Raw genomic sequence first — 22267 nt, forward strand, 5'->3', positions numbered from 1 at the left:
CCCTTCAGGCAAAAAGCTGATCTAGAACCTCTTCCCGCAGCGTCTCCTCCGGGGGGCCTTCGCCCCACACGCGCCCCTCCCGCATCAGCACCACCCGGTCGCAGAGCTTCTTGGCCACTTCGATCTCGTGGGTCACCACCAGGGTGGTCAGCCGGTAAGCTTGGTGGATCTGGCGGATAAGCTCGACGAGGCTTTCCCGCGCCCGGCGGTCAAGGGCGGTGGTGGGCTCGTCCAGAAGCAAAATTTCCGGCTCCTGGGCCAGCGCCCGGGCAATAGCCACGCGCTGCTGCTCGCCCCCGGAGAGATGACCAATGGGGCGGGAAGCCAAGGGTGTCATCCCCACCAGCTCCAGCATGTGGTCCACCACCCGCCAGTCCCGCCTTCCCGGCCGGCGCAGCAGGCCCAGCTTGCCGTAGCGGCCGATCATTACCACCTCCCGGGCGCTGATAGGCATCCGGGGGTCGATGTTCTGGATCTGGGGCACGTAGCCGATGCGCCGTCTGAGCCAGGAGGGAAAGCGCTTCTCCACCCGGTGGCCCAGCACCTCCACCTCACCGTGCAAGATCCTGGCCAGGCCGTTGATCAAAGTAAGCAGGGTGGTCTTGCCCGCCCCGTTGGGACCCACGATTCCCACCAGCTCCCCCCGGCGGGCCGCGAAGGAAGCCCCCTTCAAGGCCACATCCTCGCGGTAGGAGACGACCGCTTCCTTCACCTCGATGACGATCTCGCCGGAAATATCCCTTCCCCCTCTAGGACTTCTTGAGCGCTTCCAAAAGCAGATCCACGTTCTTGGTCACCGCCGCCGACCAGGTATCGGTTCCCGGCCAGGCGCCCGGGAAGTTGGAGAGAACCACATGGGGCACCTTGAGTTCCTCCGCCAGCCCCTTGCCCGCATCCGGGCCGCTCTGCAGGTTGTCCACCACCAGTTTAACCCCTTCCTCCCTGCCCTTACGCAGGAGCTCTTGCAGCTTCTGCGGGGTGAGGTCTTCCGGGCGGCCGTACGTGCCCACTATCTGGAACCCCGCCCATTTAAGAAAGCCCTGCTGCATCTCGGCGCAAAGTATCTTCACCTGGCTCACGTTGGCCGCCTGCAACTTGGCCCGGAGCTCCTTCTCCTTAGCTTCCACCTCGGCCAGGGCTTTGCGGGCATTCTCTTGATAGAAAGCCTGGTTGGAAGGATCGTGCTGGCAGAGCGCGGCAGAAATAGCCTCGATGGCCTGTTTTTGCATCGGCGGCGCCATCCAGTTCCCCTGCACCGCTATGGGCACGGCCACCAGCTTATCGTTGTGCACCGACTTTAGCAGGTTCTCGGAGAAGAGCTTGCCTTCCCAGTCGTGGTAGAGCAGGAGCTGAGCGGTGGAAAGTTTCTGCACATCGCCGGGTTTGAGATCGAAGTGCCCGGGACATACGCCGGGAGGAACAATGTTGGTGACCGCCACGCGATCTTTGCCTATTTCCTCCACGATGGAAGCAATGAGGGTGGAGCCGGTGGCCACGTTGAGCCGGCTTTCCTTCTGGGCCTTGGTGCCGCAACCGGCCAGGAGCAACGTTAACGCCAAAAGAACGACAGCCGGAACCAAGATACGCTGCTTTTTCATCCTTCCACCTCCGGAATAAAAGTAAAAAGCCACGCAGGTTCTCCCGCGCCTCGGAGGAGCCTCCGTGACTCCGATTAACCAAAAGCCTTCGCGTTCCTGGCGGGCAGCTCCGTGCTGCCGTTAACCTAAAGTTAAAAAAGCATTTCTACCTGACTTCGACTTTATCCTGCCGGAGCTCCCCCGTCTAAAACTAAAACCCCTCCTAGATCCGGAGGGATTCGGGAGGGGCTGAAATCCTTGACTGGTGCCGGGGGCGGGAGTCGAACCCGCACGGGCGCGGCCCAGAGGATTTTAAGTCCCCCGCGTCTGCCGATTCCGCCACCCCGGCACCTTTAAACTAGACACTTTCATTATACCAAATGACTTTACCCTCCGAAAAGCCACTTGCCTCCGGCGTGCGCGTCAAGAGTTAGTAGGTGGTTCGGGAGAAAACTTCTCTTCATGGAAACCTCGCCGCTAGGATAGCCCCGGTACCTGCGCCATTAAGGGATCAAACTACTGAGGCTAGGCCGGCTTAGTTCCCGCAACACATGCTTCACCCATGGAGCTCCGGCAGAGGGTCCTCTCAATGCCGGCAACCCAGCTTTATGCCAACTCCCCGCCTCCTCTATCTTCCGCTTTACCTCCAACCGCACCGCCTGAGCCAAATGTTCTTGCCTGGCCAGCAGTACCGGCCAACGAGAAGTGTGCCTCCCGAGCACCCCGTTGGCTCGAGCAGCCAAAACCCGCGCCATCCTGTCTGCTCCTGCCTCCGTCCAGCTGGCTCCCAACCGCTTCACCCGCCGCGCCACGTTGTGCTGTACCTGCCCCTCTATGGCCCCCAGATGCTCCGCAGCAGAAGAGGTAACTATCCCCGACCAGTTCTCCTTGAGATACTGCCAGAGCTTCTCTATTCTCCTCCTCTTAGCCCCGCGAACTCTCCTTGCTACTCCTCCCAAAATCTCTTCTACCTTCTCCCAGTCCCCCAGATAAATGGCCTGCCTGATCCTACTATAGGCCTCCTCATCGTGCCAAAAAGCCTCTATAAGCCGCCGGTTCAAATGGTAAGGGTCCAAAACGTGCACTGCCCCGGGGAAGTAATCTACCCCCTGCTTGGCCCACTCCGCCCCGTCACTCCCAAGGTGTATCTCCTTCACCTGACCCATGTCCCACCGGCTCGCTACCCCAGAGTAAACTTCCTCCCACATCCTCTCCCCTTCGCCTACACCGCTCGTTACCAGCTTGTCCTTTAAAGCCTTCCGGCCACCCCCAATCGCTTCTTTGCCTGTGTAAGCTACGAAGAGTTTGACCTCTTTCCTTTTCTCTCCGCTCCTTTGAAGCCTTACCACCACCCCGTCGGCCTCTATGTAAAGCCTGGAGGTCTTCTCTTTACCTTCGGGTGTCTCTCCCTTCTCAAAAACGGCTTCTCTCCTGGACTCTCCCTCCTGCCTGAGTGCTTCTCCTGCTTCCTGCACGGCCTGCCACACCGCCATGGCGCTTATCCCAGGGACAAAATAACCGAGAATTTCCGCTGCCCGCCTGAAGGGTACTTCGCTCCCAAGCTTCACCGCCATCTCCTTCAAACGCGGCGTGCATCTAGACCTCTCCGGCCAGCCCAGAACCTCGTCAAGAAGAAACCTGGCCTCTCCCATCTTTTTGTTCCGGTAAAGCCGCCTTTTTACTTTGAATTCCCCAAAGCTGCTAACTACGGTTCTTTCCCGAAAGCCTATCACTTTCCAGGTGCGCTTGTCCCGGGCGTTCACGAGCCAGGTGTCTATTTCCTCGAGGGCCCAGGCGAAGATCTTCACGCAAGCTTCTTGAGAGAGCTTGTACACTTCTTCTTCGAGCTTGTAGAAGTCGCGGCATTCGGTAATTAGTTTGCTAACTTTCTCCCCCAGAAGAAGGATTATGTCCGCAAGAGGTTGAATGTCTGAAATAGGTTGGCTGTGCATGAGACCTCGCTCCTCCTTTCAGTCCATGAAAATTGTCCGTGAGGGGCGAGGTCTCCTCCTTCATGAGTCTCCTCCGTCACCTACTGAAATTGTACGCCCTCTGCCTCCGGCCCCCGGAGAATTATGGTGGCCGGGAAGAGTTCGGGTGTGCTATACTAGATAGAAAGCATGGACTGGCCTTTACACCTGCACGACCGAGCGATTGGTGCGAGAAGTTCGGTGCTGGGTGACCCCGCCGCCTTCCAAAGATCCGGGTCGCTAAGCTGCTTCACTACTAGCTCTGCTGAAGCCAAAGATCTGGACATCTGGGCGTTTTAAGGGGGCCGCACGTCGGCTTAATTACGCCCCGAGCTCGCTGGTAGCAAATAAGAAGACCACAAGGCTATAAAAGCGATAACCATGTGCTATAAGTTTCAAAGAATAAAACAAAGTGGAGAGTGATATTCTGAACACATTTGAGTCATTAGGGTTGAGCCGAGCTGTATTAGAAGCTATTAACAACATGGGATTTGAAGAACTAACACCGATTCAGGCAGCGACCATTCCTCTGTCTTTGGCCGGGCGAGACGTTATCGGGCAGGCGCAGACCGGCACTGGTAAGACCGCCGCTTACGGTATTCCCCTGGTAGAGCGTCTGGACGCCAGTGCGACTCGGGTCCAGGCCCTGGTGATTACGCCTACTCGGGAACTGGCTATGCAGGTAGCCGAAGAATTAAACCGCATAGGCCAGTTCAAGCGAATCCGAGCGCTACCGGTTTACGGAGGCCAGGACATCAAGCGCCAAATCCGGGCGCTGGCGAAGGGACAGCAAATAGTGGTAGGCACTCCCGGGCGTTTACTGGATCACCTGCGGCGGCGAAGCCTACGCTTAGACCAGATCCAGGTAGTGGTTCTAGACGAAGCAGACGAAATGTTGAATATGGGCTTTATCGACGACATCAGAGCGATTTTGCAAGAGATTCCGGCCGAGCATCAAACTTTGCTATTCTCTGCCACCATGCCGCCCCCTATAAGGAGGCTGGCGGAGCAATTTATGCGCCAGCCCGAGATGGTAGCCATCAAGACTAAAGGGCTTACGGTGCCAAGCATTGAACAGTATTACTACGAAGTTAAAGAGGAACAAAAATTCGACGTTCTGTGCCGGTTGCTGGACATTAATAACCCGGATGCCGCCATAGTCTTCGGACGCACAAAGAGGCGGGTAAGCGAATTGGCCGAAGCACTCAGCAAACGCGGCTACGCCGCCGACAGTATCCACGGCGATTTAACTCAGTCCCAACGGGAAACGGTTATGCGCCTCTTTCGCGAGGGCGCGATCGAGGTGCTGGTGGCCACCGACGTAGCCGCTCGGGGACTGGACGTAAGCGGAGTCACGCACGTCTTTAATTTCGATATCCCGCAAGATCCGGAGCGCTACGTTCACCGCATCGGCCGCACCGGACGAGCAGGCAAAGCAGGCGTAGCTATTACCCTGGTTACCCCTAGAGAACTGAGCCAGCTACGGACTATAGAGCAGTTAATTAAACGCCGCCTGGTTCGCCGGCCGGTACCGACTTTGACCCAGGCCATTGAAGGCCAGCAGCGCCTCACCGCAGAAAAGCTTTTGCAAACCGTGGATTCCAGCGACATTGAGCCTTACATGGCCTTAGCCGAAAGCTTGTTGAGCGAAACCGACTCTGTGCTCCTCCTAGCCGCAGCTCTGAAGTTGCTGACTCGGGAGCCCAGCGTCGCTCCTGTCGAACTCGGTGCAGAGGAACCCCGAGAAAAGCGCAAAACCAGCAGAGACCGACGAACCCCGAGCAGGCCTTCTTCACGGGGTTACCGGAAATAGACCGCAACCCGGCGCCTGGAGCTCAGGCGCCGGTAACTTTTACTTTTGACTTTCCGATTGCTCATGCTCCTGCCCCGGATCAGGTGAGTTGGAAGCAGCGGGTTCGGGAAAGAGCTCTCCTCCCTCGCGGGGCCTAGGTGTCCGCAGATACCTCATTCCCGTCCAAACTAGCACGACGGCGAAGATAACCCGCAAAGTCTTCTCACTCAATAAGTGAGCCGAAAAACCTCCTAGGTAGGAACCGGTAATTATGCCAAGAATTAGACCGGGCAAAATGCGAGTGTTGACATTGCCCAGACGCCAATGAGTAAAGGCTCCCACTGCTCCTGCCGGAACCATGGCCAGGAGGGAGCTCCCTTGGGCAGTATATTGGGAAAAACCGGTGAGCAACACCATGGCTGGCACCATAAGCGACCCCCCGCCCACGCCCATCATGCCGGAAAGGAAACCAGTGAAAAGACCAACAAAGAGGAGAATTAAAGCCTCCGGCCATCCTCCTATCCGATGGGAAGCGTGAAAGATATAGGGTTTGGCCAAGAGCAGGCCGGAAACGAGAATGAGGAAAGCACCGAAAGAGCGCCTTAGTTTCCATTCGGGCAAAGAGTGAGCGAAGCGGGCGCCGAAGCGGGCGGTAAAGATGGCGGTGGACGCCAGCAAAACTGCGGCCAGAACGTCCACCGATCCCTCGCGGGCATAAGATAAAGCTCCTGCCAGGCCGGTGAAGACCAGCGCCACCAGGCTAGTCCCGTGGGCTTTGTGCTGGGTGAAATGCAACACCCCCACCATCAAAGGAATCATGATAACTCCGCCGCCCAGCCCTACCAACCCTCCAAAATAGCCAGCCGCTAGCCCTATGAGTAAACCTAGTGGAAAGCTGGCTCTCGTCTCGCCATTGTTCATGTGCAAAACCGGCGTCACTCCTTCGTGGAGAGATCAATGCTTAACAGTATCAATTATAGCAACGATTCCCCCCAGCCGATATACCTCTCTTTTCACGCCCACCCGGCGAGAAGCGATGGTTCTCTGGAGCCTGTCGGCGTAATTTGCAGGTGCTGCACACCACGAATATTTTACAAGGGCCGCCGGGAAGCCCTGCCCATCCAGAGGTAGAGATGAGACTCCTCAATAAGGTAGAATAGTGTTTCCAGAGTGAGCTCCGGGGATAAGTGGGTATGAAGCCAAGCCTCCTGATGGAAAGGTACCGAAGCAGGTTTCCTTCGCACGTGCGCAAGCCTTCGACGTGAGAGAAAGCCCTACACCTTGGTATGTAGGGGAAGGGCACAAAACGGGGGGGACATCAGCGTGGGAAAGAAATGCAACTCCGCCCGCTTCCAGCTGGCGACTCAGCGCTGGCCAGTAGTTATAACGGTCCTTCTATTATTGGTTCTGGGGGCCATTCTACTCTTCTTGCATGGTCACAGCAAAAACTTCTCTTCGCCACCTGTTCCTGCCAGTGGATTACCTCGCCCTTTCATCTTGACGCTCCAAGCCTCACCAGCCGTCCTTACGGCTAACAACAGATCTACCGCAACCATCACCGCCGTGGTTACTAGCAAAAGCGGCAAACCAGTAGCTGGCGACCGGGTAAGCTTCAAAGCCTCCGAAGGAACCATAACTCCCTCCGCTGTCACCGATTCCAAGGGGAGAGCAGTAGCCGTATACACATCTGGCATCGTGCCCGGCAAAGTTGCAGTGGAGGCCACAGAAAACATGAGTTCGGTCACCAGCAAAATTACATTGGACCTGATGCCCATCAGCTGGAAAGTAGTTCCGGTGCCCGGGATAGAGGGTGGAAACGCGCTTAGAGCCGTAGTCTATGGAGGGAAATTCGTGACCGTGGGAACTCTGGGAACGGTTATGACTTCTTCTGAGGGATTGAGCTGGAAGTGCCGAAGCGGCACCTCTAATAACTTCTCGGGCGTGGCTTACGGAGCAGGCAAGTTTCTGGCTGTGGGTGACCGCGGCATGGCCGGGGGATCAGAGGGGGCGTCTCCAGGAGTCTACGGGGGGATGATCACCGATTTGTCCGGTGCCGAAGGGCCCTGGATGGCACCGCACCGGCTCTGGAGCATCACCTTTGGAGAAAACCGCTTCGTCGCCGTGGGCAGCGAAGGGACCATCATGGTATCCCATGCCGGCAATCACTGGAGCAAAGTGGATTCGGGCACCCGGGAACCGCTTTACGGGGTTGCATTTGGCGCTGGGAGATTCGTGGCGGTTGGCGGCAAGGGCACCGTCCTTACTTCTCTCGATGGAATAACCTGGACACCCTGCGGCTCAGGAACCACGGAAAACCTTTACGGTATAACTTATGGCGGAGGAAAGTTCGTAGCTGTGGGAAACAACGGTACTATTCTGCTCTCTTCCGAAGGCTCGGCCTGGGTTCGAGAAGAGTCAGGAACAACCGTACCTTTGCACGCCGCGGCCTACGGTGCCGGTAGCTGGGCCGTGGTCGGCGGGAGTGACTCACCAAACGAAGGAGTGATACTTCTATCCTTCGACGCGTCCCAATGGGAAAAGGCGCCCATTGAAAACAATGGATCTCGCCCGGTCGCAGCCCTGTGGGGCGTAGCCTACGGGAGCGGGCACTTTATTGCGGTCGGGGACTACGGTGAGGTCGTGATAGAGGAATGAAAAGGCAGAAACACCTTTGACCGGAGTTAACGACTACTCCACCTTCGCCGTTGGGGACTTTCGTCCGTAAAGCCTTGCTCATGCCAGTCACACAAATTTGGAGGGCTCCGGCACGAGGTCCGGAGCCTTTTTTCTCGGTCCTGCATGGTTTGCCAAGCAAGCGCCTCAGTGGACTATTACCACAGCCCCGATAGCTGGCACCCATTGCACTTGATAGCCGAAAGCTTCAGCCACGTAGCGGGCCGGCAAGTAAACGCGGCCGTCCCGGAGCTCGGGTGCCACATCCATCTGGATATGTTGCACGATGACACTCTGGAAGGTAGTGCCTGCGCCTGGCGCGTTGGCAACCTCCAGCGTTTTGCTTCCCACCCTTAGCTTGACGGTGAGGCAGCGATTACCTTCCTCGCGCACAAGCGTGACCGTTCGGGTTGCCTCATCCCACTTAATGCCCGATTGGGGAACACCCAGCGCTAGTGCCAGGTAGCGAGCAGGAACGAAGGCACGCCCGTCGTGGATGAAAGTGGTTGCCTCCATGCTTATCGGCGTCCAGTAAACGCTTTGGCCGACCACGAACTGAGCTACATAAGATGCTTGCTTCCCACCGTCAGCCGCCAGAGCCGAGTTTAGGGGAAACACTGCCAATAAAGCGGAGAGGGAAACAAGCGCGATAATGAGTCTGCGGAGCATCCTCAACCAACCCCTTTAACTTAACCTTATACCTTATCCCCTTCGTCAACCAGCAGATGTTCCCTCCCGTTTTTATGTAAATTTTTGGTATCAAATTCTGGTTGCGAGGAACGTGAGTTCGCCGGCCCCTTAACCTCTGCCACTGGCAGGAATGTCGGTTTCTGCCTTCAAACGCTCGAGGCCGAGGCGATGGGCAAAATTGCCAAAGCGCTCTCCTTTCTGTCCCTCCCGCCGGTAAAGGTTCAAAAGCTTCTCAAAGACCTGCTCTATTTCCTCAGCCGTAAGTCCTTCGGCCAGGACCTCCCCTATGCGGGGGGACTGGGCGGCGTTTCCTCCCACCACCACGGTGAAGCCGGTTTTCTTGCCGAAAGCACCGAAGTCCCGGACCCAGCTCTCGGCGCAGCAGATGGGGCAGCCGGATATTCCCACTTTCATCTTGCCTGGCAGTTCTACCCCGCCGAACTTTTCCTCGAGGCGCATCCCTAGGCCCAGGGAATCCTGAAGGGCCAGCCGGCAGGCTGCCGTACCCGGACAGGACTGCACGCTGCGCAGGCAGGGGCCCACGGCCGGAGCGGGGGGAAGCCCCAGGTCAGCCCAGACAGCCTCCACATCCTCCGCTTTAAGCCCCACCAGCGCTATGCGTCCCGCAAAGGTGAGCTTCATCACCGGTATCTGATATTTCCGGGCCACCTGAGCCAGCTTATCCAGGATTTCAGGGGTGACCAAGCCTCCTTTGATCCAAGGCACCACCGCGTAAGTCTGACCATCCCGCTGCAAAACGGCACCGCGCGGAGCAGACACTTCTCCTCTCCCCTTTCCGGTACAATTTTTACCGCCAGTTTAGCCGAAAGGAGAGAGCAGATCATTGATCTTGATCAATTTCTGTTTAAAGTCACAAGAATTCTTCAGTTTCGCTTCCCGACCATGCCTTCCAATCCCTCTCCAATCTCACCCCCAGAAGTCGCCTGCCCTCACAGCGAGCTCTGGGGGCATCGGGTAGGGGTGCAGGTAGGGGTCCAGCGTGACCTTGACGCCGAAGATGTCCCAAGGGCTCCTGCACTCTATCTTCGGACGGAGGTCCAGGGGGGCCGGCACAGGGAATTCAGTCCCCTTGTCGTCGGGGAAGGTTCTGCAACGTGGAGGGAGGTAGCAATGACAATGTGGGTGGTATATAACTTTCAGTCCCCTTGTCGTCGGGGAAGGTTCTGCAACAGGGGGTGAAGTGGTGGTAGCCTAGGGCGCAATTATCTTTCAGTCCCCTTGTCGTCGGGGAAGGTTCTGCAACTCACCGCGGTTTCCTGCCGTTCGCCCTTGTGCCCCAAGAGTTCTGGCTGCCCGCCGCCTTTTCCAGGAGAGCCGATTTTTCGAAAATGACCTTCTTGCGCGAAAACCCTGCTCTCTTTCGAAAATTTGCCGGCGCCTAAAACCCTTTTCTCCCAAGGACTCCAGCCTCCGAGCTCTTTTTGGCATCCCGATTTTTTGCCATAAACTGGAACAAAACTACCCCATTTTCGAAAAATCCTCCGCGCCCTCCTTAAGCCAATTCTACATACCCGAGAAATTTCCTTCTTCTTCCCAGGCCCAAAGTTAAAATTTTCTTTTCTTCTCTTCTCCAGGAATCTTTTCGCCTAAAGGCGTCCCTCGAAAACGAAAGGCGCCAGTAGAGTCCTCTGCCGGAACCTTTCTATGCCCAGAAACCCTCCTTCGGCTTCCCTCAACCGGCCGCTTTAGGTCGACGAAGTTAATAGTAAGGTTTATCATGCGACCTGCAAGCCAAAATGGGAAAGGAGAGTATTCCCCACAAGACGCCGTCCTTCTTGCTTCGGCACGGGGTTAGATTGCTCCCTTCCCAGGCCTCAGAAATCGTGTCCTCTATAAAATCTCCTCGTAACAGAGAATAATTCGCCGACCTTGGCGTTTGATTACTCCCTCGCGCCGCCAAAGAGAAAGGCAGCGAGAAACGGTCTCCGGGGTGAGGCCGGCTAGGGAGGCCAGCAAGGAGACGCTGGGAGAGAGGGGAAAATCTCTTTCCGCTAAAAGATAAAGAAGTAGCCTTTCCAGGCGCTTGCAGGCTGGCTCCAGTGCCAGCAAGGCGGCCAGCTCTCTAGCCCAGTGTAGCCGCCTTATCAAGCACTCCTCGAAGGCCTGAGCTAAAAGAGGGAAACTGCTAAGCAGGTGGCGAAAGAGCTCGGCCGACATCTCGCATATTTCCACCGGCGTGAGAGCAGAGGCGAGAGTAGGAGGCCCGGGGACCTGGGGCAAAACGGCCTCCTCCCCCAGAAAACCTCCCGGGCCCACCAACTCCAATATCTGCTCTTTCCCGGACTCCCCCAGGGAAAAGATTTTTATCCATCCCTGCCGCACGATGCCCACACGCTGGCTCTTCCGCTCCGGAGAAAAGATCTCCTCACCGGCAGCGTAGAGACGAACCACTAAATGAGCAGCAAACTCTTCCAGATGAGACCGAGAAAGATATTTAACCACGGTGATCGGGCGCACGGTGCATTCATGGCATCGGGCCATACTCTGTCACCTCTATAAAGCTATTTCCCGAACTCACCCCGCAGGCGCCTAGCCACATTAACCATGCGACGCAGAGCTTCTAGCGCTTCCTCCTCCTTCCGTGTTTTGAGGCCACAATCGGGGTTGACCCAAAGCTGCTCCACCGGGAAGATGGTCAGCACCCGGCGCAGGAACTCCTCCATATCCGCTTCCATCGGAGTAAAGGGACTGTGGACGTCAAAGACCCCCAGGCCTATTCCCCGGCGAAAATGGTAGCGCTGGAGCTGTTCCAGGAGCTCTGCCCCTCCCCGCGCCGCTTCGATGGAAATGACGTCGGGATCCATGCCCTCCAGCGCCGGTAGTATAGCTTCTAGGTCGGCGTAGCACATGTGGGTGTGAATCTGAGTCTCGGGCTTGACCCCGGCAGTGGCCAGGCGGAAGGCCTGAGCAGCCCAGAGCAGGTATTGCGGGCGCTCCCTCTGTTTGAGCGGCAGGGCTTCGCGAAAGGCCGGCTCATCTACCTGGATTATAGGGATTCCTTCCCGTTCCAGTGCAGCAATCTCATCTCGCAGGGCCAGGGCTATCTGGTAGGCTATCTGCTCCTCTTCCATATCCTCACGCACGAAGGACCATTTGATAATGGTCACCGGTCCAGTGAGGATACCCTTAACCGGCCTGGTGGTTAGTGACTGGGCGTAGGTAGTTTCGGCCACCGTAAGGTTTTCCCGATGCCAAACATCCCCGTAGAGGATAGGAGGTTTTACGCAGCGCGAACCGTAAGACTGCACCCAGCCGTTAGCGGTGAGGGCAAAGCCGGGAAGCTTGGCAGCGAAATACTCCACCATGTCGCTGCGCTCGAACTCACCGTGCACCAACACATCCAGGCCGATTTCTTCTTGAAGCTTGATCCACCGGGCTATCTCCCGGCGGATGAAGTCGCGGTATTCCAACTTACTTAACTCTCCCCGGCGGAAGCGCGCCCGGGCCGAGCGCACGGACGGGGTTTGAGGAAAACTGCCTATGGTGGTGGTGGGAAGCAAGGGAAGCTTGAGTTTCTCAGCCTGAAGTTGGCGGCGCTCTTCGAACGTTAGATCGCGAATAAAGTCTTCTTCTCCTAAAGCACTTACCCGTCGGCGCACATCCGGAACCACGCGCCCCGGCATGGTGGCCAGAGCTTTTAAGGATCGATCCGCCGTCCGAAACTCATCCCCCACTGCTTCCTCGCCCTCGGTAAGAGCCGCTCTCAGCAGGCGGAGTTCTTGCAGCCGCTCATCGGCAAAGCTCAATGCTTCGCGGAGCTCCAGAGGGAGTCCCTCCTCTCCCGCCACCGTCACCGGTAAGTGCAAAAGGCTGCAAGAAGGCTGCAACCACAAGCGGTCGCAGGTAACAAATCCAGTTAGATATTGCAAGAATTCCAAAGCGGCTCGTAAATCAGTGCGCCAGATATTGCGTCCGCTTACCACCCCAGCTCCCAGCACCTTATCGCTGGGGAAACCATAGTGCTCCAGATTGGCTATATTGTGCCGGTCATCGTGTACCAGATCCAATCCTACCCCTGCCACCGGCAAGCGTAAGATTTCCTGGTAATAAGTGAGACTGCCAAAATAGGTTTGGAGCATGAGGCGAGGAGTATTGCGCTCAGCCAGGTAAGTGTAAGCGCGCGTGATGGCTTCCAACTCCCGCAGCTCCAGGTCGAGAATCAGGGCTGGTTCGTCCACCTGTACCCACTCCACCCCTGCAGTGGCCAGCTGCTCCAGCAATTCGGCGTAAATGGGCAGTAAGCTCTCCAAAGCCCGGTGCCAATCCTTGTAGCCACGGGAAAGCTTGACGAAAGTGAAAGGTCCTAGCAGCACCGGCTTACCTGCCACTCCTGGCATCTTGCGAGCGCGTCGCCACGCCTCTAGATAAGGGTTAGCCACCAAGCGCGGTTCTCGTTCCCACTCTGGCACTAGGTAGTGGTAATTAGTGTCGAACCACTTTTTTAAAGCGCAGGCTCTGATCCCTCGAGCTCCCCGCGCCAGGGCAAAATACAGGGTTAGCGAACCGCTGTCCTCCAGCTCTGCAAAGCGCTGGGGAATAAGTCCCAGGGCTAAGGTTAGGTCCAGCACGTGGTCGTAAAGTGAAAAATCTCCCACTGGCAAAAGCTCCACGCCTAGCTGTTGCTGCCGACGCCAATGCTGCTCCTCTAATTGTTGGGCTTGAGAGAGAAATTCCTTCTCCTCCAGTTTCCCTTCCCAGAAGCTTTCCATTAGCCACTTGAGCTCTCTACGCTCTCCGATGCGCGGGTAACCTAGGTTGCTGATCCGCACTGCCTCCATCCCTCCATTGCCAAATAAAATAAACAGGACCTACACCCTCGCCAGTTCGCGGGCGAAGTCCTGAGCAAGCTTCCGCAGCTTTGAGCATCATTCTAACATCTCTTTGTCCTCACGGTAAAGGGCGATAGAGAGGAAAATACCCCTGAAACCGTCGCCGGTCTTCAGGGGCGAAAAGCAGCAAAAGGGAATGAAAGGGTTTGGCTACTAATAGACCCCCAACAGATTGAGGGCCAGGAGAACCAACCCGGCTGCGGCGATGCGCTTTACCGCCACCGGGCTGACACGCTTAGCGATTTGGGGCCCGATATAGCCGCCCAGTATGGCAGCCGGGAACATGATCAAAAACAGCAGCAGGTCGAAATTGCCGAACTGGTAGTGCCTGAGAGAGCCCATGAGGGTGTTGAAGAAGATCGCCAGCAAAGAGCTCCCCACTACCACGTACATAGGCAGCCCTAGGCCCACGGTTAGAAGGGGAACCATGAAAGGGCCGCCGCCGAAGCCGAACATGGAGGAAATCACCGCTATGAGAAAGCTACCCAGGCAGCCCAAAAGCACATTTACTTCGAATTCCTGACCCCAAAACTCCACTTTCATCTTCATTACTTATTCGCCTCCCCCGCCAAACGCGCTTTGGCCGCCTCCTGAGCTCGACGCCGGAACTCCTTGAGGATGGCCTGCTCCTTCTTATGCCGCTGCAGGTAACCGGGAGTGGTTTGCCACACCATAAGTCCGGCCAGAACCAGCAAGATCCAACCGAAGACGAATTTGAACTGATCCAAGGTGATAAGCTCGGTAAGTTTGGGGCCGATAAAGCCTCCTAGCACCATGGCTGCGCCCAGGGTCAAGCCCAACTTCCAGTTAATGAACTTTATCCGGCTGTAGTTGTAGATGCCGGAAGCCTGGGAGAAAAGCACTGTGGGCATGACTGTGCCAGCCACTATCGTGTGCGGCAGGGGCCATAGCGAAACCAGCAAGGGGTTGAGGATGAAGCCCCCACCAGCGCCCATGAGCACACCGAAGGTGGTTATGGCCAAAGCTAGCAAGAAAGGACCTAGAATATTGATCCCTGTGCCGGCGTTGCCGAGATAAATGGTGGGAAAATGCAAGCTGTTTTCTAAATGAACTGGCTGACTGCGTTCCCCTTTATCAGTTACCGCTACCACCGAGTATTGACCTGGAGCGGAATTCTTAGGCAAAGTCACGGTAGCCTTGAAAGAGCCATCGGGATTAATCTCCAAGGTAGGACTGAAAATTTTATTCGGATCCCGAAAACGAGCCTTAACAAGCTGCATGGAGCGTTTCCGGGCTTCCTTAGAGTTGAGGGGCGGCAAAAGCTCCCCGCGCGACCCAATGACACTGGCTAAGAAGCTCGCCTTATAGGCTTTGATCTCCGCCTGCGCCGGAACTTGGTAAGCTGCTTCAGCCCCCAGATCCTTTAGAGCTTGGCTTAAGGACCACTTATTGCCCTGAGCTTTAATGGCTTGCAACTCGTTCTTTTCCGTGGTCGGTATGACCAAATGGTAGAAAGCTGGGATCTGATCGCAAAGGCATAGAACATAAGGAATTTTACCCGTTTTGGGATCTTTCTTGCAATCGAAGTAAGAAGCTCGCACCCGCTTCTCGCTCCACACTTCCAGAAAGACTTTGCTGCCCGCTGGCGCTTTGCCGGTAACGGTGAAAGTGCCTCCATTGTTAAATTCGCTGCGATCTATTGTGATAGTGATGTCGCTAGCAAAAACTGGCGACGAAAAAAGCAACAACAGAAAAACCAGTAGCAAAGAGCGCAAGGTTATTTTCCTGTGGTGCTGGAGCATACTTCTTGAGCCTCCTTTACTTCCCGGAACACTATCAGAGGGCAATTCTTGCAGATGTCAGCTCCAGGGAAAGGATCTCCAGGACGGGTTATAGAACTCGAGCCGTACTTCTCAATCCGTTCCAGCAGTCGGTTGACCACCGCACCGATGTGCTCACCCGGAATCATAACGTTGATCTCTCCTCGCTCCGTTTTGCCGGCGTTATAGCTACCGCTGCAGGCCGGGTGGACAGTAGCCATTTTTTCCTGATACGCAAAAACACAACCCGCACAAGCAGCGGAGTTAATGGTAAAGTTGGAGCGCAGGGGATGAAGATCAAGGGCCGCCATATAATCTACCGCTAGGTGATAGGCCTGCATGTTGTCGCAGTAAAGATGGACCACATCGGGCTCGCAATAAGCGCTTCCTAGCGGCGACACCACTATGGCCTTTAAGCTGCCCTCCGGCAAGCGGGGCTTAGAAGTAACAAACTTAGAAGCTTGCTCCCAATCACGCACATACTTTAAATGGCTTTTAATCTCGTTATCATCAAAAGGTTTCCACCCCAACACAAAAGCAGCGTTAGAACAGCCCATTTTATCCTTAGTAATCAGCAAAGTATAGCCTTTCATTCGGGCCCCGAGCTCAAACTGGCAAAAAGTCAATGGACGCACCGCTTCGCAGTAAGACGCCCGGCGACGAAATTCTTCTAGCTCTTCCTCAGCCAAGATGTACTTTACTGCCACGGGATAGTGCATGAGCCGGAGCTCTTCCATCAAAACCTCTTGCATTTCCTGGTAAGTCAAAACTTTCATTTTTATCCTCCTTAGTCAATAATCGAGTTGCTTAGCACCAGGTAAATCCGACTGGTTGTTTCTTTACCTCACCCCCGTTGGTCAAGTCCAATTTTGTGTGTAAAATCCCCTCTGGTAGCCTTTGAGGCTTATTAGAGCCTTGTTAAGCCGCCCCTCTCCCGGTCTTATTGGTTTCGGCTTTAACTGTTCGTTCTTGCTCCTGCCTCCATGTCCAGTACTCCGTCATGTCCAGGTAGCGGTGGCCGGTAGACCTTTCCTCGTCTATCTCCATGAGCACCGCACCAATCAGTCTCAACGCCGCTTCTTCATTGGGGAAAATTCCTACTACCCTCTCCCGCCGGCGAATTTCGCGGTTCAGGCGTTCCATGGCATTGGTCGTGCGCAAGCGCCGCCTAACCGGCTCCGGCAAAGCCATAACCGCCATGGCATCCTCAAAACCAGCCTCAAGTCTCTCTATTGCCCTAGGCGCTACGGCCTCAAACTCCTGCACCACCTCCTCCAGAAGTAGTCTTGCCGTATCCATATCCGGCGCTTCAAAAATGTGTCTAAGGCGAGCATGAAGCTGCTTCTGCCAGGACTTGGGACACGCTTCCAGAATGTTGCGGACAAAATGCGTCTGGCACCGCTGCCAACTCGCCCCCTGAAAGTGGATCATAATGGCGTTTACCAGCCCCTTGTGGTCGTCCGAAACCACCAGGTCAACGCCCTTTAGCCCACGCTTCTTTAACCAGTCGAAGAATTCAGACCAGGTAGCCTCAGATTCGCCGTCCCCAATCATCAGCCCTAGAACTTCCCGGTAACCATCCCGGTTAACCCCGCAAGCTATAAGCACACTCTGGGATCTCACCCGCCCACCTTTCCGCACCTTTGTGACCAAAGCATCAACCAGAATAAAGGGATACTCCTTTTCGCTTAAATCTCGCTCATTCCAGGCCTTCACCAAAGGGTCAAGTCGTTTGCAGAGCTCAGATACCGTCGACTTGGAAAATTCCGTGCCGCATAGCTCCTCGACCACTGCCCTGACCTTGCGTGTTGATACTCCATTGACCACCATCTCCATCAGGGCCAGCAACAATGCCTGCTCGCTCCGCTGGTAACGCTCAAACATCTCCGTAGAAAATTTGCCGGATCTGATCCGGGGCACTTCCAGGACAAGCCGTCCGATCCGGGTTACAAGCGGCTTTTCCCGGTGGCCGTTGCGGTACGCTTGTCTTTCCTCTGTGCGCTCGTATGGTTTAGCTTTGAGCTGCTCTGTAACCTGAGCCTCGAGAATCTGATTTAAGACTTGCTCCATCAACCGGGCCAGACCATCGTCCCGGGAAAACAACTGTTGCAGAACCTCGCCATCTACGGTAACCTGGTAATGGGCCATCCTAAATCCCTCCTGGTAGTGTTGGTTGTGTCACTTCTTCAATCTACCAGAGGGAGGGTGGCCCTTCCTGCTTCTAACCACCCTTTTTACACACTATACCGGACGCTACTCCCCTGTTTCCTCGCAGCCTAATCATGACGAATCTTGTGCCTTGTGTGGATTTTAACAAGGACTTAATTGGCGATCAGTCGCTACGAATACCGCAGCTATTAATTTTCATTAATTTTACTAGTCGGAAACCGGACAAAATGGCAGAGGATAAAAATGAACCGCACATAAGTAAGAGGGGGGCGGTTAATCCCGCCCCCCTCTGTACACGGAAAATTAGAGCTCGACCTAATGCTGGTGATCGTGCTCCTCATCGTGGTGGCAATGATCCATATGGAGCATCTCGTGCCCTTCCTCATCAAGATGGACATGCTCATGCGCGTGGGTTATTGCCGGGTGCTCGTGCTCATGCTCATGAACCAGATTGCCATGTCGATGCAAATGAGTATGGCGATAAGCCGGATGGGTATGCTCGTGCCGGTGAATAACGAATTTTTCTTCCTTTTCGTTATGACAGTGAGACATCTTAACTTCACCTCCTCCGTGGAAGTTTCGCTACCGTCCTTCGGTAGCATCTCCCAGATCTCATTATAGTGACATCGGTCCGGATAAAGCAATAGGCACCGCCCCGAGGTTCGCGTCAAGAGTTAGTAGGTGAACTCGGAGAGGAAATTACCTGGAATTTGAGACCAAGCCGCCTTAACCCTACCTCGACCGGGCTCAAGCTAGCTCAAAGCTAGGTCGGCTTAGTTCCCGCAACACGTGTTTCACCCATGGAGCTCCGGCAGAGAGCCCCCTCAATGCCGGCAACCCAGCTTTAAGCCAACTCCCCGCCTCCTCTACCTTCCGCTTTACCTCTGCCCGCACCGCCTGGGCCAAATGTTCTCGCCTGGCCAGCCTTAACTCCTACCGAGAAGTGTACTTCTCTAGCTCCCCGTTGGACCGCGTAAGAGCAACACCCGGGCCATTCTGTCCCCTCCTGCCCCCGTCCAGCTGGCTCCTATCCTCTTCATCCGCCACCCTGCCCCGTGCCACACTTGCCCCTCTATGGTCCCCAACCGCTCAGTACCAGGAGAAGTAATTATCCCAGACCAGTTCTCCTTGAGATACTGCCAGAGCTTCTCTATTCTCCTCCTCTTAGCCCCGCGAACTCTCCTTGCCACTCCTCCCAAAATCTCCTCTACTTTCTCCCGGTCCCCCAGATAAATGGCTTGCCTGATCCCACTATAGGCTTCTTCATTGTGCCAGAGGGCCTCTATAAGCCGCCGGTTCAGATGATAAGGGTCTAATCAGTCCATGAAAGTTGTCTGTGAGGGGCGAGGTCTCCTCCTTCATGAACCTCCTCCGTCACCTACTGAAATTGTACGCTCTCGGTTGCTCTTTTGGGACAGCTCCGGACCGGCCTTTTTTCTACCACACCCAGGGGTAGTAGGGTTCACCCGCCGGGAAGGGGGTCCTCTCCAGCGCCCTTATCCTCTTGGCCGCCGTGGGGTGGGTGGAGAAGAGGAAGTCGCGCCAGGTGAACTTTACGGTCTTCTCCTGCTTCTCCATCTTCCTCAAGACGCCGACCATGCACTCCTTGAAGCCTATCTCGGCGGCGAAGCGGTCGGCCCGGTACTCGTCCTTCCTGGCGGCGCAGAAGACCACCAGGGCCACCAGGTAGCGCAGGAGCTCCGCCGCCCAGCCGAAGCACTTGCAGCCGAGGAAGACGGCGAAGGCCAGGAGCCAGAAGAGCCCCGAGAGCCCCTCCTCTTCTTCCTGCTCCGGGTAGCCTTCGACGAAGGTGGCTACGGTGTAGATGCCGCTTAAGAACCCGAAGAAGGCCGTGACGAAAAAGAGCAAAAAGCAGACAGCGAAATCACACTTACCGAGGTACACCACCGCCCGGGAGCGGTCGGCGTCACCGTGCTTCACGTGCCCGAGCTCGTGCGCCAGGATAGCGCAGAGTTCCCCCTCCGGCAGTTTAAGACAGGCGGTGGTGACCGCTATGGTCCCCGAGCCCACCGCCACGCCGTTCACCTCTTCGCTGTCAACGAGGAAGAGCTCGGGTGGCTTCTCCCTCCACCCGGCCCGCGCCAGCACCTTCTCGTAAACGGGCTTGAGCTTTTTCTCCTCCTCCGGTTTGGGCCTTCTCAAGCCCAGGGTACGCCGGGAGAGCCTTTCCCCCAGGGGGGACATGCCGAAGACACCGAAGGCGAGGGTGAGCAGGACGCCTACACTCACCGCCTTCCCGGGCTCAAGCCCCAGGACAGCCAGGGGGAAGGCGATGAAGAAGACGTTAAAGGCGGTCACCAGGATGAGAGCAATCCAACTGAATATGTTCATCCGCTCCCAACTCCCCGAAAAGGTTTTTTCTCGGAGCTCAGCAGGCCGACAGGGGGCCTCAAGCGAGGTGAACATATCCTGCTTTTCGTGGTTTAGATGAGGAAAATCCGAGCTCGGCCCCATGGATCTCCTTACGCCCTTCGGTGGTTAGCAACCTCTGTTTTACAGTTTCGGTACAAATATACATACTTTCACGAAGATCTGTCAACTATTGTAAATTTCCTAGTCAGATTTAAAAAGAGGGCGCTTGCCGGCAAGCGCCCTCAGGCGATAAGAGGTGCCTAGCCTAGCGAAGGTGGCGGAATTATCACCCGGAAAAGGATTACGAAGAAGATCAACAAAACCACCCCTAGGCTAAAGCTCCACCAAATCAGCTTTTTTTCCTGTGGGCTTATATCCGTCCACTCTTCCTGCTGTTTCTCCAGTTCGTTGGTCAAGGCTAACACCCCCTTTACCATTTACATGGGCAGCCTGGGTGGGTACACGCCGTGGAAGAAGAGCCAAGAGATAAATAGCCCGATCCAGATGATAAACCCGAAGAGGCAGATAAGGTAAACCGCTGCCAGGCGACCCATGCCCTCTTCCCATAGTTTGCGGAAGTTGGACATGAGACCGATGGTGAAGAAAGTCAATACGAAGAAAATCCCTCGCAGGCTATCAGCTTCGCCCATGGCTGCCTTGGCTGTGTTAAGGAAAGGTTTGTCCTGCAGGTGAGCCAGACCCACAAATAACATGATGAGAAAGGTAGCAAAGTACCCGATGACGAATTTGGGGAAGCGGTGCCAGATCTCAATAGCCTGCACCTGTACTCCTTCCTTGCGCTCGATACCGTAAACCCACACTAGAGCCAGTATAAAGGCCCACACACCAATGAAGATATCAATGAAGATCTTAGTGGTGACAGCTGCCATAGTGATGAATTCTTTGTCCCACTTAATTTGCTGCAAGTGCATAGCTTTAGCCTGAATAAGCGCCGCTGTTATAGCGCCACTGGCCACCGCCGCCCCGTCGGTTTTCACGGCCAAACCCATCCAGGCCCCAGCCACCAAGGGCTGTTTGTATAGGAAGATCTGGGCCATGAAAGGAAGCAAGATAAGCTCCACTACGGCAAAGACTACAACCAAGGAAGAGACGATGATAGGAACCACTGGACGGGAACGAATGGCTGCACCGGTAGCGATAGCCGCTGACACGCCGCAGATGGAGATGCCGGAAGCCAGGGGAGCAGCCCATTCCGGAGTGAATTTGAAGTAGCGGCGCGAGATAAAGTAAACCAGTGGCCAGTAGATGAGGTACGCCTCTACTATAGCGCATATACCACGCGCCAGGATCTGTCCCGCCAGGCCCAAAGCATCGCAAGCCTTGATACCGATGGAGGCACCTAGGATTACGATGGCGGTTTTGACATACCATTCCGGGCGGGTTGCCTCTTCAAGAAACCGGGTAAAACCGCGGAAGAAGTTGCCGATAATCAAACCCAGAATCAGTGCCACGATAAATCCTGCCTCACCGGTCAAACGCAATACCGGCCTAGCCATGCCCAGCTTCTGCGCGTCAGCTTCGGTAGGCGCCGCGATGGGACCCCAGTGGCCGATGATCCAGCAAAGGTAGGAAAGGCAGAAAACGATGGTGAAACCTGCGATAAACCGCCCCATGTTGAAGCGCATGGCCGCAGCACCGATTGAAGTGAGCACCAGGAGAAAGAGATAAGTAAGAATAAGGGATCCCACGCCGCCCAGAGAAGCGTATTCCTTGGACACAGGAGAAAGGGCTTTGGAAAGGTCGGTCCACATGTTGGCCTTAACAACCCATCCTAAAAGATCAACGCCGTAGAGCTTGCCCAGAGCCAGAAGAAAGACCAGGAGTCCAAGCCATACTGCCCACCAGTCTTCGGTGCTTAGAAGCGGGGAACCACTGTTCCTCTCTTGGGCCATTACCATCCCTCCCTAATGAGAGCAGTGCTTCTCCCTTCGCCGCGGTATTCCTGGATGATCTCCTTCCGCTCCTGCTTCTCCCCCCTTTGTCTGTTTTTTTACATCCTATTTACAGGGTAGCAGAAAAATGCGCGTCTGTAAAGATTAAATTATAATTAGAGGCGAGGCGGATCTACAGATCCGCCTCAGAGTTGTGCCTATTTATTGCCTTTAGTAGGCTAGCATCAGTTTGAAATTAGCAGTTTATCCTTTTATCTGTATTTTAGAGTGTTTAATTCCATAACCAAAATAAATCACAAAACCTATGATCATCCATATGGTAAATCGCAATATTGTAACTAGTGGTAGGCTAAAAATTAAGGCTAAAGACCCAATTACGCCCAGAGGAGCTATTATTCCTATAGCTGGCACCTTAAATGTACGCTTAGCGTGTGGTTTGGTTGTTCTCATTACCATAACACTTATTGAGGTTATAGTAA

General features: G+C 55.3%; 20 protein-coding genes, 1 tRNA gene and 2 pseudogenes. 4 read left to right on the forward strand and 19 right to left on the reverse strand.

Annotated features, from left to right (window positions below):
* Positions 1–4 precede the first annotated feature (4 nt).
* From ACTLLP_RS04610 to ACTLLP_RS04625, 4 genes are all read right to left on the reverse strand, one after another.
* Positions 5–712 carry a metal ABC transporter ATP-binding protein gene (locus ACTLLP_RS04610; RefSeq protein ID WP_441061282.1) on the reverse strand — a complete coding sequence of 236 codons (708 nt, stop codon included), beginning with the start codon at positions 710–712 and terminating at the stop codon, positions 5–7.
* A 37-nt stretch (positions 713–749) separates the two neighbouring features.
* Entirely contained in the window at positions 750–1598 is an 849-nt protein-coding gene (locus tag ACTLLP_RS04615; RefSeq protein WP_441061284.1) for a metal ABC transporter substrate-binding protein, read from the reverse strand.
* 242 nt (positions 1599–1840) lie between these two features.
* Positions 1841–1926: transfer RNA gene (locus ACTLLP_RS04620), tRNA-Leu, on the reverse strand.
* 154 nt (positions 1927–2080) lie between these two features.
* The gene (locus ACTLLP_RS04625; protein ID WP_441061287.1) at positions 2081–3529 is read right to left on the reverse strand and encodes an ISLre2 family transposase; all 1449 of its coding nucleotides are present in this window, start codon (positions 3527–3529) and stop codon (positions 2081–2083) included.
* Positions 3530–3959: 430 nt separating this feature from the next.
* On the opposite strand from ACTLLP_RS04625, the gene cshA reads away from it, so the two are divergent.
* On the forward strand, positions 3960–5360 hold the full coding sequence (gene cshA / locus ACTLLP_RS04630; protein ID WP_502361642.1) for a degradosome RNA helicase CshA: 1401 nt from the start codon (positions 3960–3962) through the stop codon (positions 5358–5360).
* 39 nt (positions 5361–5399) lie between these two features.
* On the opposite strand, the gene ACTLLP_RS04635 is transcribed toward cshA, so the two are convergent.
* Entirely contained in the window at positions 5400–6260 is an 861-nt protein-coding gene (locus tag ACTLLP_RS04635; RefSeq protein ID WP_441061642.1) for a sulfite exporter TauE/SafE family protein, read from the reverse strand.
* A gap of 402 nt (positions 6261–6662) precedes the next feature.
* Here ACTLLP_RS04635 and ACTLLP_RS04640 point away from each other — a divergent pair.
* Together ACTLLP_RS04640 and ACTLLP_RS04645 are read left to right on the forward strand one after the other, a co-directional pair.
* Positions 6663–7028, forward strand: a pseudogene (locus ACTLLP_RS04640) (Ig-like domain-containing protein); the annotation flags it as partial.
* A 42-nt stretch (positions 7029–7070) separates the two neighbouring features.
* A complete protein-coding gene (locus ACTLLP_RS04645) occupies positions 7071–7994 on the forward strand; it encodes a WD40/YVTN/BNR-like repeat-containing protein (protein ID WP_441061780.1) in 924 nt (307 codons plus the stop codon).
* A gap of 165 nt (positions 7995–8159) precedes the next feature.
* Here the strand turns inward: ACTLLP_RS04645 and ACTLLP_RS04650 are convergent, their stop codons facing one another.
* The 8 genes from ACTLLP_RS04650 to ACTLLP_RS04685 form a co-directional block, all read right to left on the reverse strand.
* Positions 8160–8681, reverse strand: a complete 522-nt coding sequence (locus ACTLLP_RS04650) for a copper amine oxidase N-terminal domain-containing protein (protein WP_441061293.1) — start codon at positions 8679–8681, stop codon at positions 8160–8162.
* A gap of 129 nt (positions 8682–8810) precedes the next feature.
* Positions 8811–9482: a ferredoxin-like domain-containing protein gene (locus ACTLLP_RS04655; RefSeq protein WP_441061295.1), complete on the reverse strand. Its 672-nt coding sequence runs from the start codon at positions 9480–9482 to the stop codon at positions 8811–8813.
* A 1071-nt stretch (positions 9483–10553) separates the two neighbouring features.
* Positions 10554–11204, reverse strand: coding sequence for a Crp/Fnr family transcriptional regulator (locus ACTLLP_RS04660; RefSeq protein ID WP_441061297.1), 651 nt, complete (start codon positions 11202–11204; stop codon positions 10554–10556).
* Between the two features lie 20 nt (positions 11205–11224).
* Entirely contained in the window at positions 11225–13492 is a 2268-nt protein-coding gene (metE, locus tag ACTLLP_RS04665; protein ID WP_441061300.1) for a 5-methyltetrahydropteroyltriglutamate--homocysteine S-methyltransferase, read from the reverse strand.
* 213 nt (positions 13493–13705) lie between these two features.
* Positions 13706–14101, reverse strand: coding sequence for a sulfite exporter TauE/SafE family protein (locus ACTLLP_RS04670; RefSeq protein WP_441061302.1), 396 nt, complete (start codon positions 14099–14101; stop codon positions 13706–13708).
* Positions 14101–15315, reverse strand: coding sequence for a TSUP family transporter (locus ACTLLP_RS04675; RefSeq protein WP_441061307.1), 1215 nt, complete (start codon positions 15313–15315; stop codon positions 14101–14103). The genes ACTLLP_RS04670 and ACTLLP_RS04675 overlap by 1 nt, the downstream gene beginning before the upstream one ends.
* Positions 15291–16109, reverse strand: a complete 819-nt coding sequence (locus ACTLLP_RS04680; protein WP_441061309.1) for a DUF169 domain-containing protein — start codon at positions 16107–16109, stop codon at positions 15291–15293. Before ACTLLP_RS04680 ends, ACTLLP_RS04675 begins: the two co-directional genes overlap by 25 nt.
* 142 nt (positions 16110–16251) lie before the next feature.
* On the reverse strand, positions 16252–17481 hold the full coding sequence (locus ACTLLP_RS04685) for an IS256 family transposase (protein ID WP_441057497.1): 1230 nt from the start codon (positions 17479–17481) through the stop codon (positions 16252–16254).
* A gap of 381 nt (positions 17482–17862) precedes the next feature.
* Here ACTLLP_RS04685 and ACTLLP_RS04690 point away from each other — a divergent pair, with 381 nt between their 5' ends.
* A complete protein-coding gene (locus tag ACTLLP_RS04690) occupies positions 17863–18123 on the forward strand; it encodes a hypothetical protein (RefSeq protein ID WP_441061312.1) in 261 nt (86 codons plus the stop codon).
* A gap of 126 nt (positions 18124–18249) precedes the next feature.
* Here the strand turns inward: ACTLLP_RS04690 and ACTLLP_RS04695 are convergent, their stop codons facing one another.
* From ACTLLP_RS04695 to ACTLLP_RS04720, 6 genes and pseudogenes are all read right to left on the reverse strand, one after another.
* A complete protein-coding gene (locus ACTLLP_RS04695) occupies positions 18250–18408 on the reverse strand; it encodes a hypothetical protein (RefSeq protein WP_441061315.1) in 159 nt (52 codons plus the stop codon).
* Between the two features lie 47 nt (positions 18409–18455).
* Positions 18456–18806, reverse strand: a pseudogene (locus ACTLLP_RS04700) (ISLre2 family transposase); the annotation flags it as partial.
* A 133-nt stretch (positions 18807–18939) separates the two neighbouring features.
* Complete coding sequence (locus ACTLLP_RS04705; RefSeq protein ID WP_441061318.1) at positions 18940–19854, reverse strand: M48 family metalloprotease; 915 nt, start codon at positions 19852–19854, stop codon at positions 18940–18942.
* 281 nt (positions 19855–20135) lie between these two features.
* Positions 20136–20291 (reverse strand): hypothetical protein, encoded by a 156-nt coding sequence (locus ACTLLP_RS04710; protein ID WP_441061321.1) that lies wholly within the window; start codon positions 20289–20291, stop codon positions 20136–20138.
* 21 nt (positions 20292–20312) lie between these two features.
* The gene (locus tag ACTLLP_RS04715) at positions 20313–21788 is read right to left on the reverse strand and encodes a putative sulfate exporter family transporter (RefSeq protein WP_441061324.1); all 1476 of its coding nucleotides are present in this window, start codon (positions 21786–21788) and stop codon (positions 20313–20315) included.
* A gap of 243 nt (positions 21789–22031) precedes the next feature.
* Complete coding sequence (locus ACTLLP_RS04720; RefSeq protein ID WP_441061326.1) at positions 22032–22244, reverse strand: amino acid permease C-terminal domain-containing protein; 213 nt, start codon at positions 22242–22244, stop codon at positions 22032–22034.
* Between the last annotated feature and the right edge of the window lie 23 nt (positions 22245–22267).

This window comes from Desulfothermobacter acidiphilus (genome assembly GCF_052073645.1).
GTDB classification, from domain to species: domain Bacteria; phylum Bacillota; class Desulfotomaculia; order Desulfotomaculales; family Ammonificaceae; genus Desulfothermobacter; species Desulfothermobacter acidiphilus.

Excerpts from the sequence above, each read along its gene's own strand:
- ACTLLP_RS04650 (WP_441061293.1), bottom strand. The coding sequence starts at position 8,681 with ATGCTCCGCAGACTCATTATCGCGCTTGTTTCCCTCTCCGCTTTATTG.
- ACTLLP_RS04705 (WP_441061318.1), bottom strand. The coding sequence starts at position 19,854 with ATGAACATATTCAGTTGGATTGCTCTCATCCTGGTGACCGCCTTTAAC.
- ACTLLP_RS04670 (WP_441061302.1), bottom strand. The coding sequence starts at position 14,101 with ATGAAGATGAAAGTGGAGTTTTGGGGTCAGGAATTCGAAGTAAATGTG.
- ACTLLP_RS04635 (WP_441061642.1), bottom strand. The coding sequence starts at position 6,260 with ATGAACAATGGCGAGACGAGAGCCAGCTTTCCACTAGGTTTACTCATA.
- ACTLLP_RS04615 (WP_441061284.1), bottom strand. The coding sequence starts at position 1,598 with ATGAAAAAGCAGCGTATCTTGGTTCCGGCTGTCGTTCTTTTGGCGTTA.
- ACTLLP_RS04720 (WP_441061326.1), bottom strand. The coding sequence starts at position 22,244 with ATGGTAATGAGAACAACCAAACCACACGCTAAGCGTACATTTAAGGTG.
- ACTLLP_RS04690 (WP_441061312.1), top strand. The coding sequence starts at position 17,863 with ATGGAGCATCTCGTGCCCTTCCTCATCAAGATGGACATGCTCATGCGC.
- ACTLLP_RS04660 (WP_441061297.1), bottom strand. The coding sequence starts at position 11,204 with ATGGCCCGATGCCATGAATGCACCGTGCGCCCGATCACCGTGGTTAAA.
- ACTLLP_RS04685 (WP_441057497.1), bottom strand. The coding sequence starts at position 17,481 with ATGGCCCATTACCAGGTTACCGTAGATGGCGAGGTTCTGCAACAGTTG.
- ACTLLP_RS04675 (WP_441061307.1), bottom strand. The coding sequence starts at position 15,315 with ATGCTCCAGCACCACAGGAAAATAACCTTGCGCTCTTTGCTACTGGTT.
- ACTLLP_RS04715 (WP_441061324.1), bottom strand. The coding sequence starts at position 21,788 with ATGGCCCAAGAGAGGAACAGTGGTTCCCCGCTTCTAAGCACCGAAGAC.
- ACTLLP_RS04625 (WP_441061287.1), bottom strand. The coding sequence starts at position 3,529 with ATGCACAGCCAACCTATTTCAGACATTCAACCTCTTGCGGACATAATC.
- ACTLLP_RS04680 (WP_441061309.1), bottom strand. The coding sequence starts at position 16,109 with ATGAAAGTTTTGACTTACCAGGAAATGCAAGAGGTTTTGATGGAAGAG.
- ACTLLP_RS04645 (WP_441061780.1), top strand. The coding sequence starts at position 7,071 with ATGAGTTCGGTCACCAGCAAAATTACATTGGACCTGATGCCCATCAGC.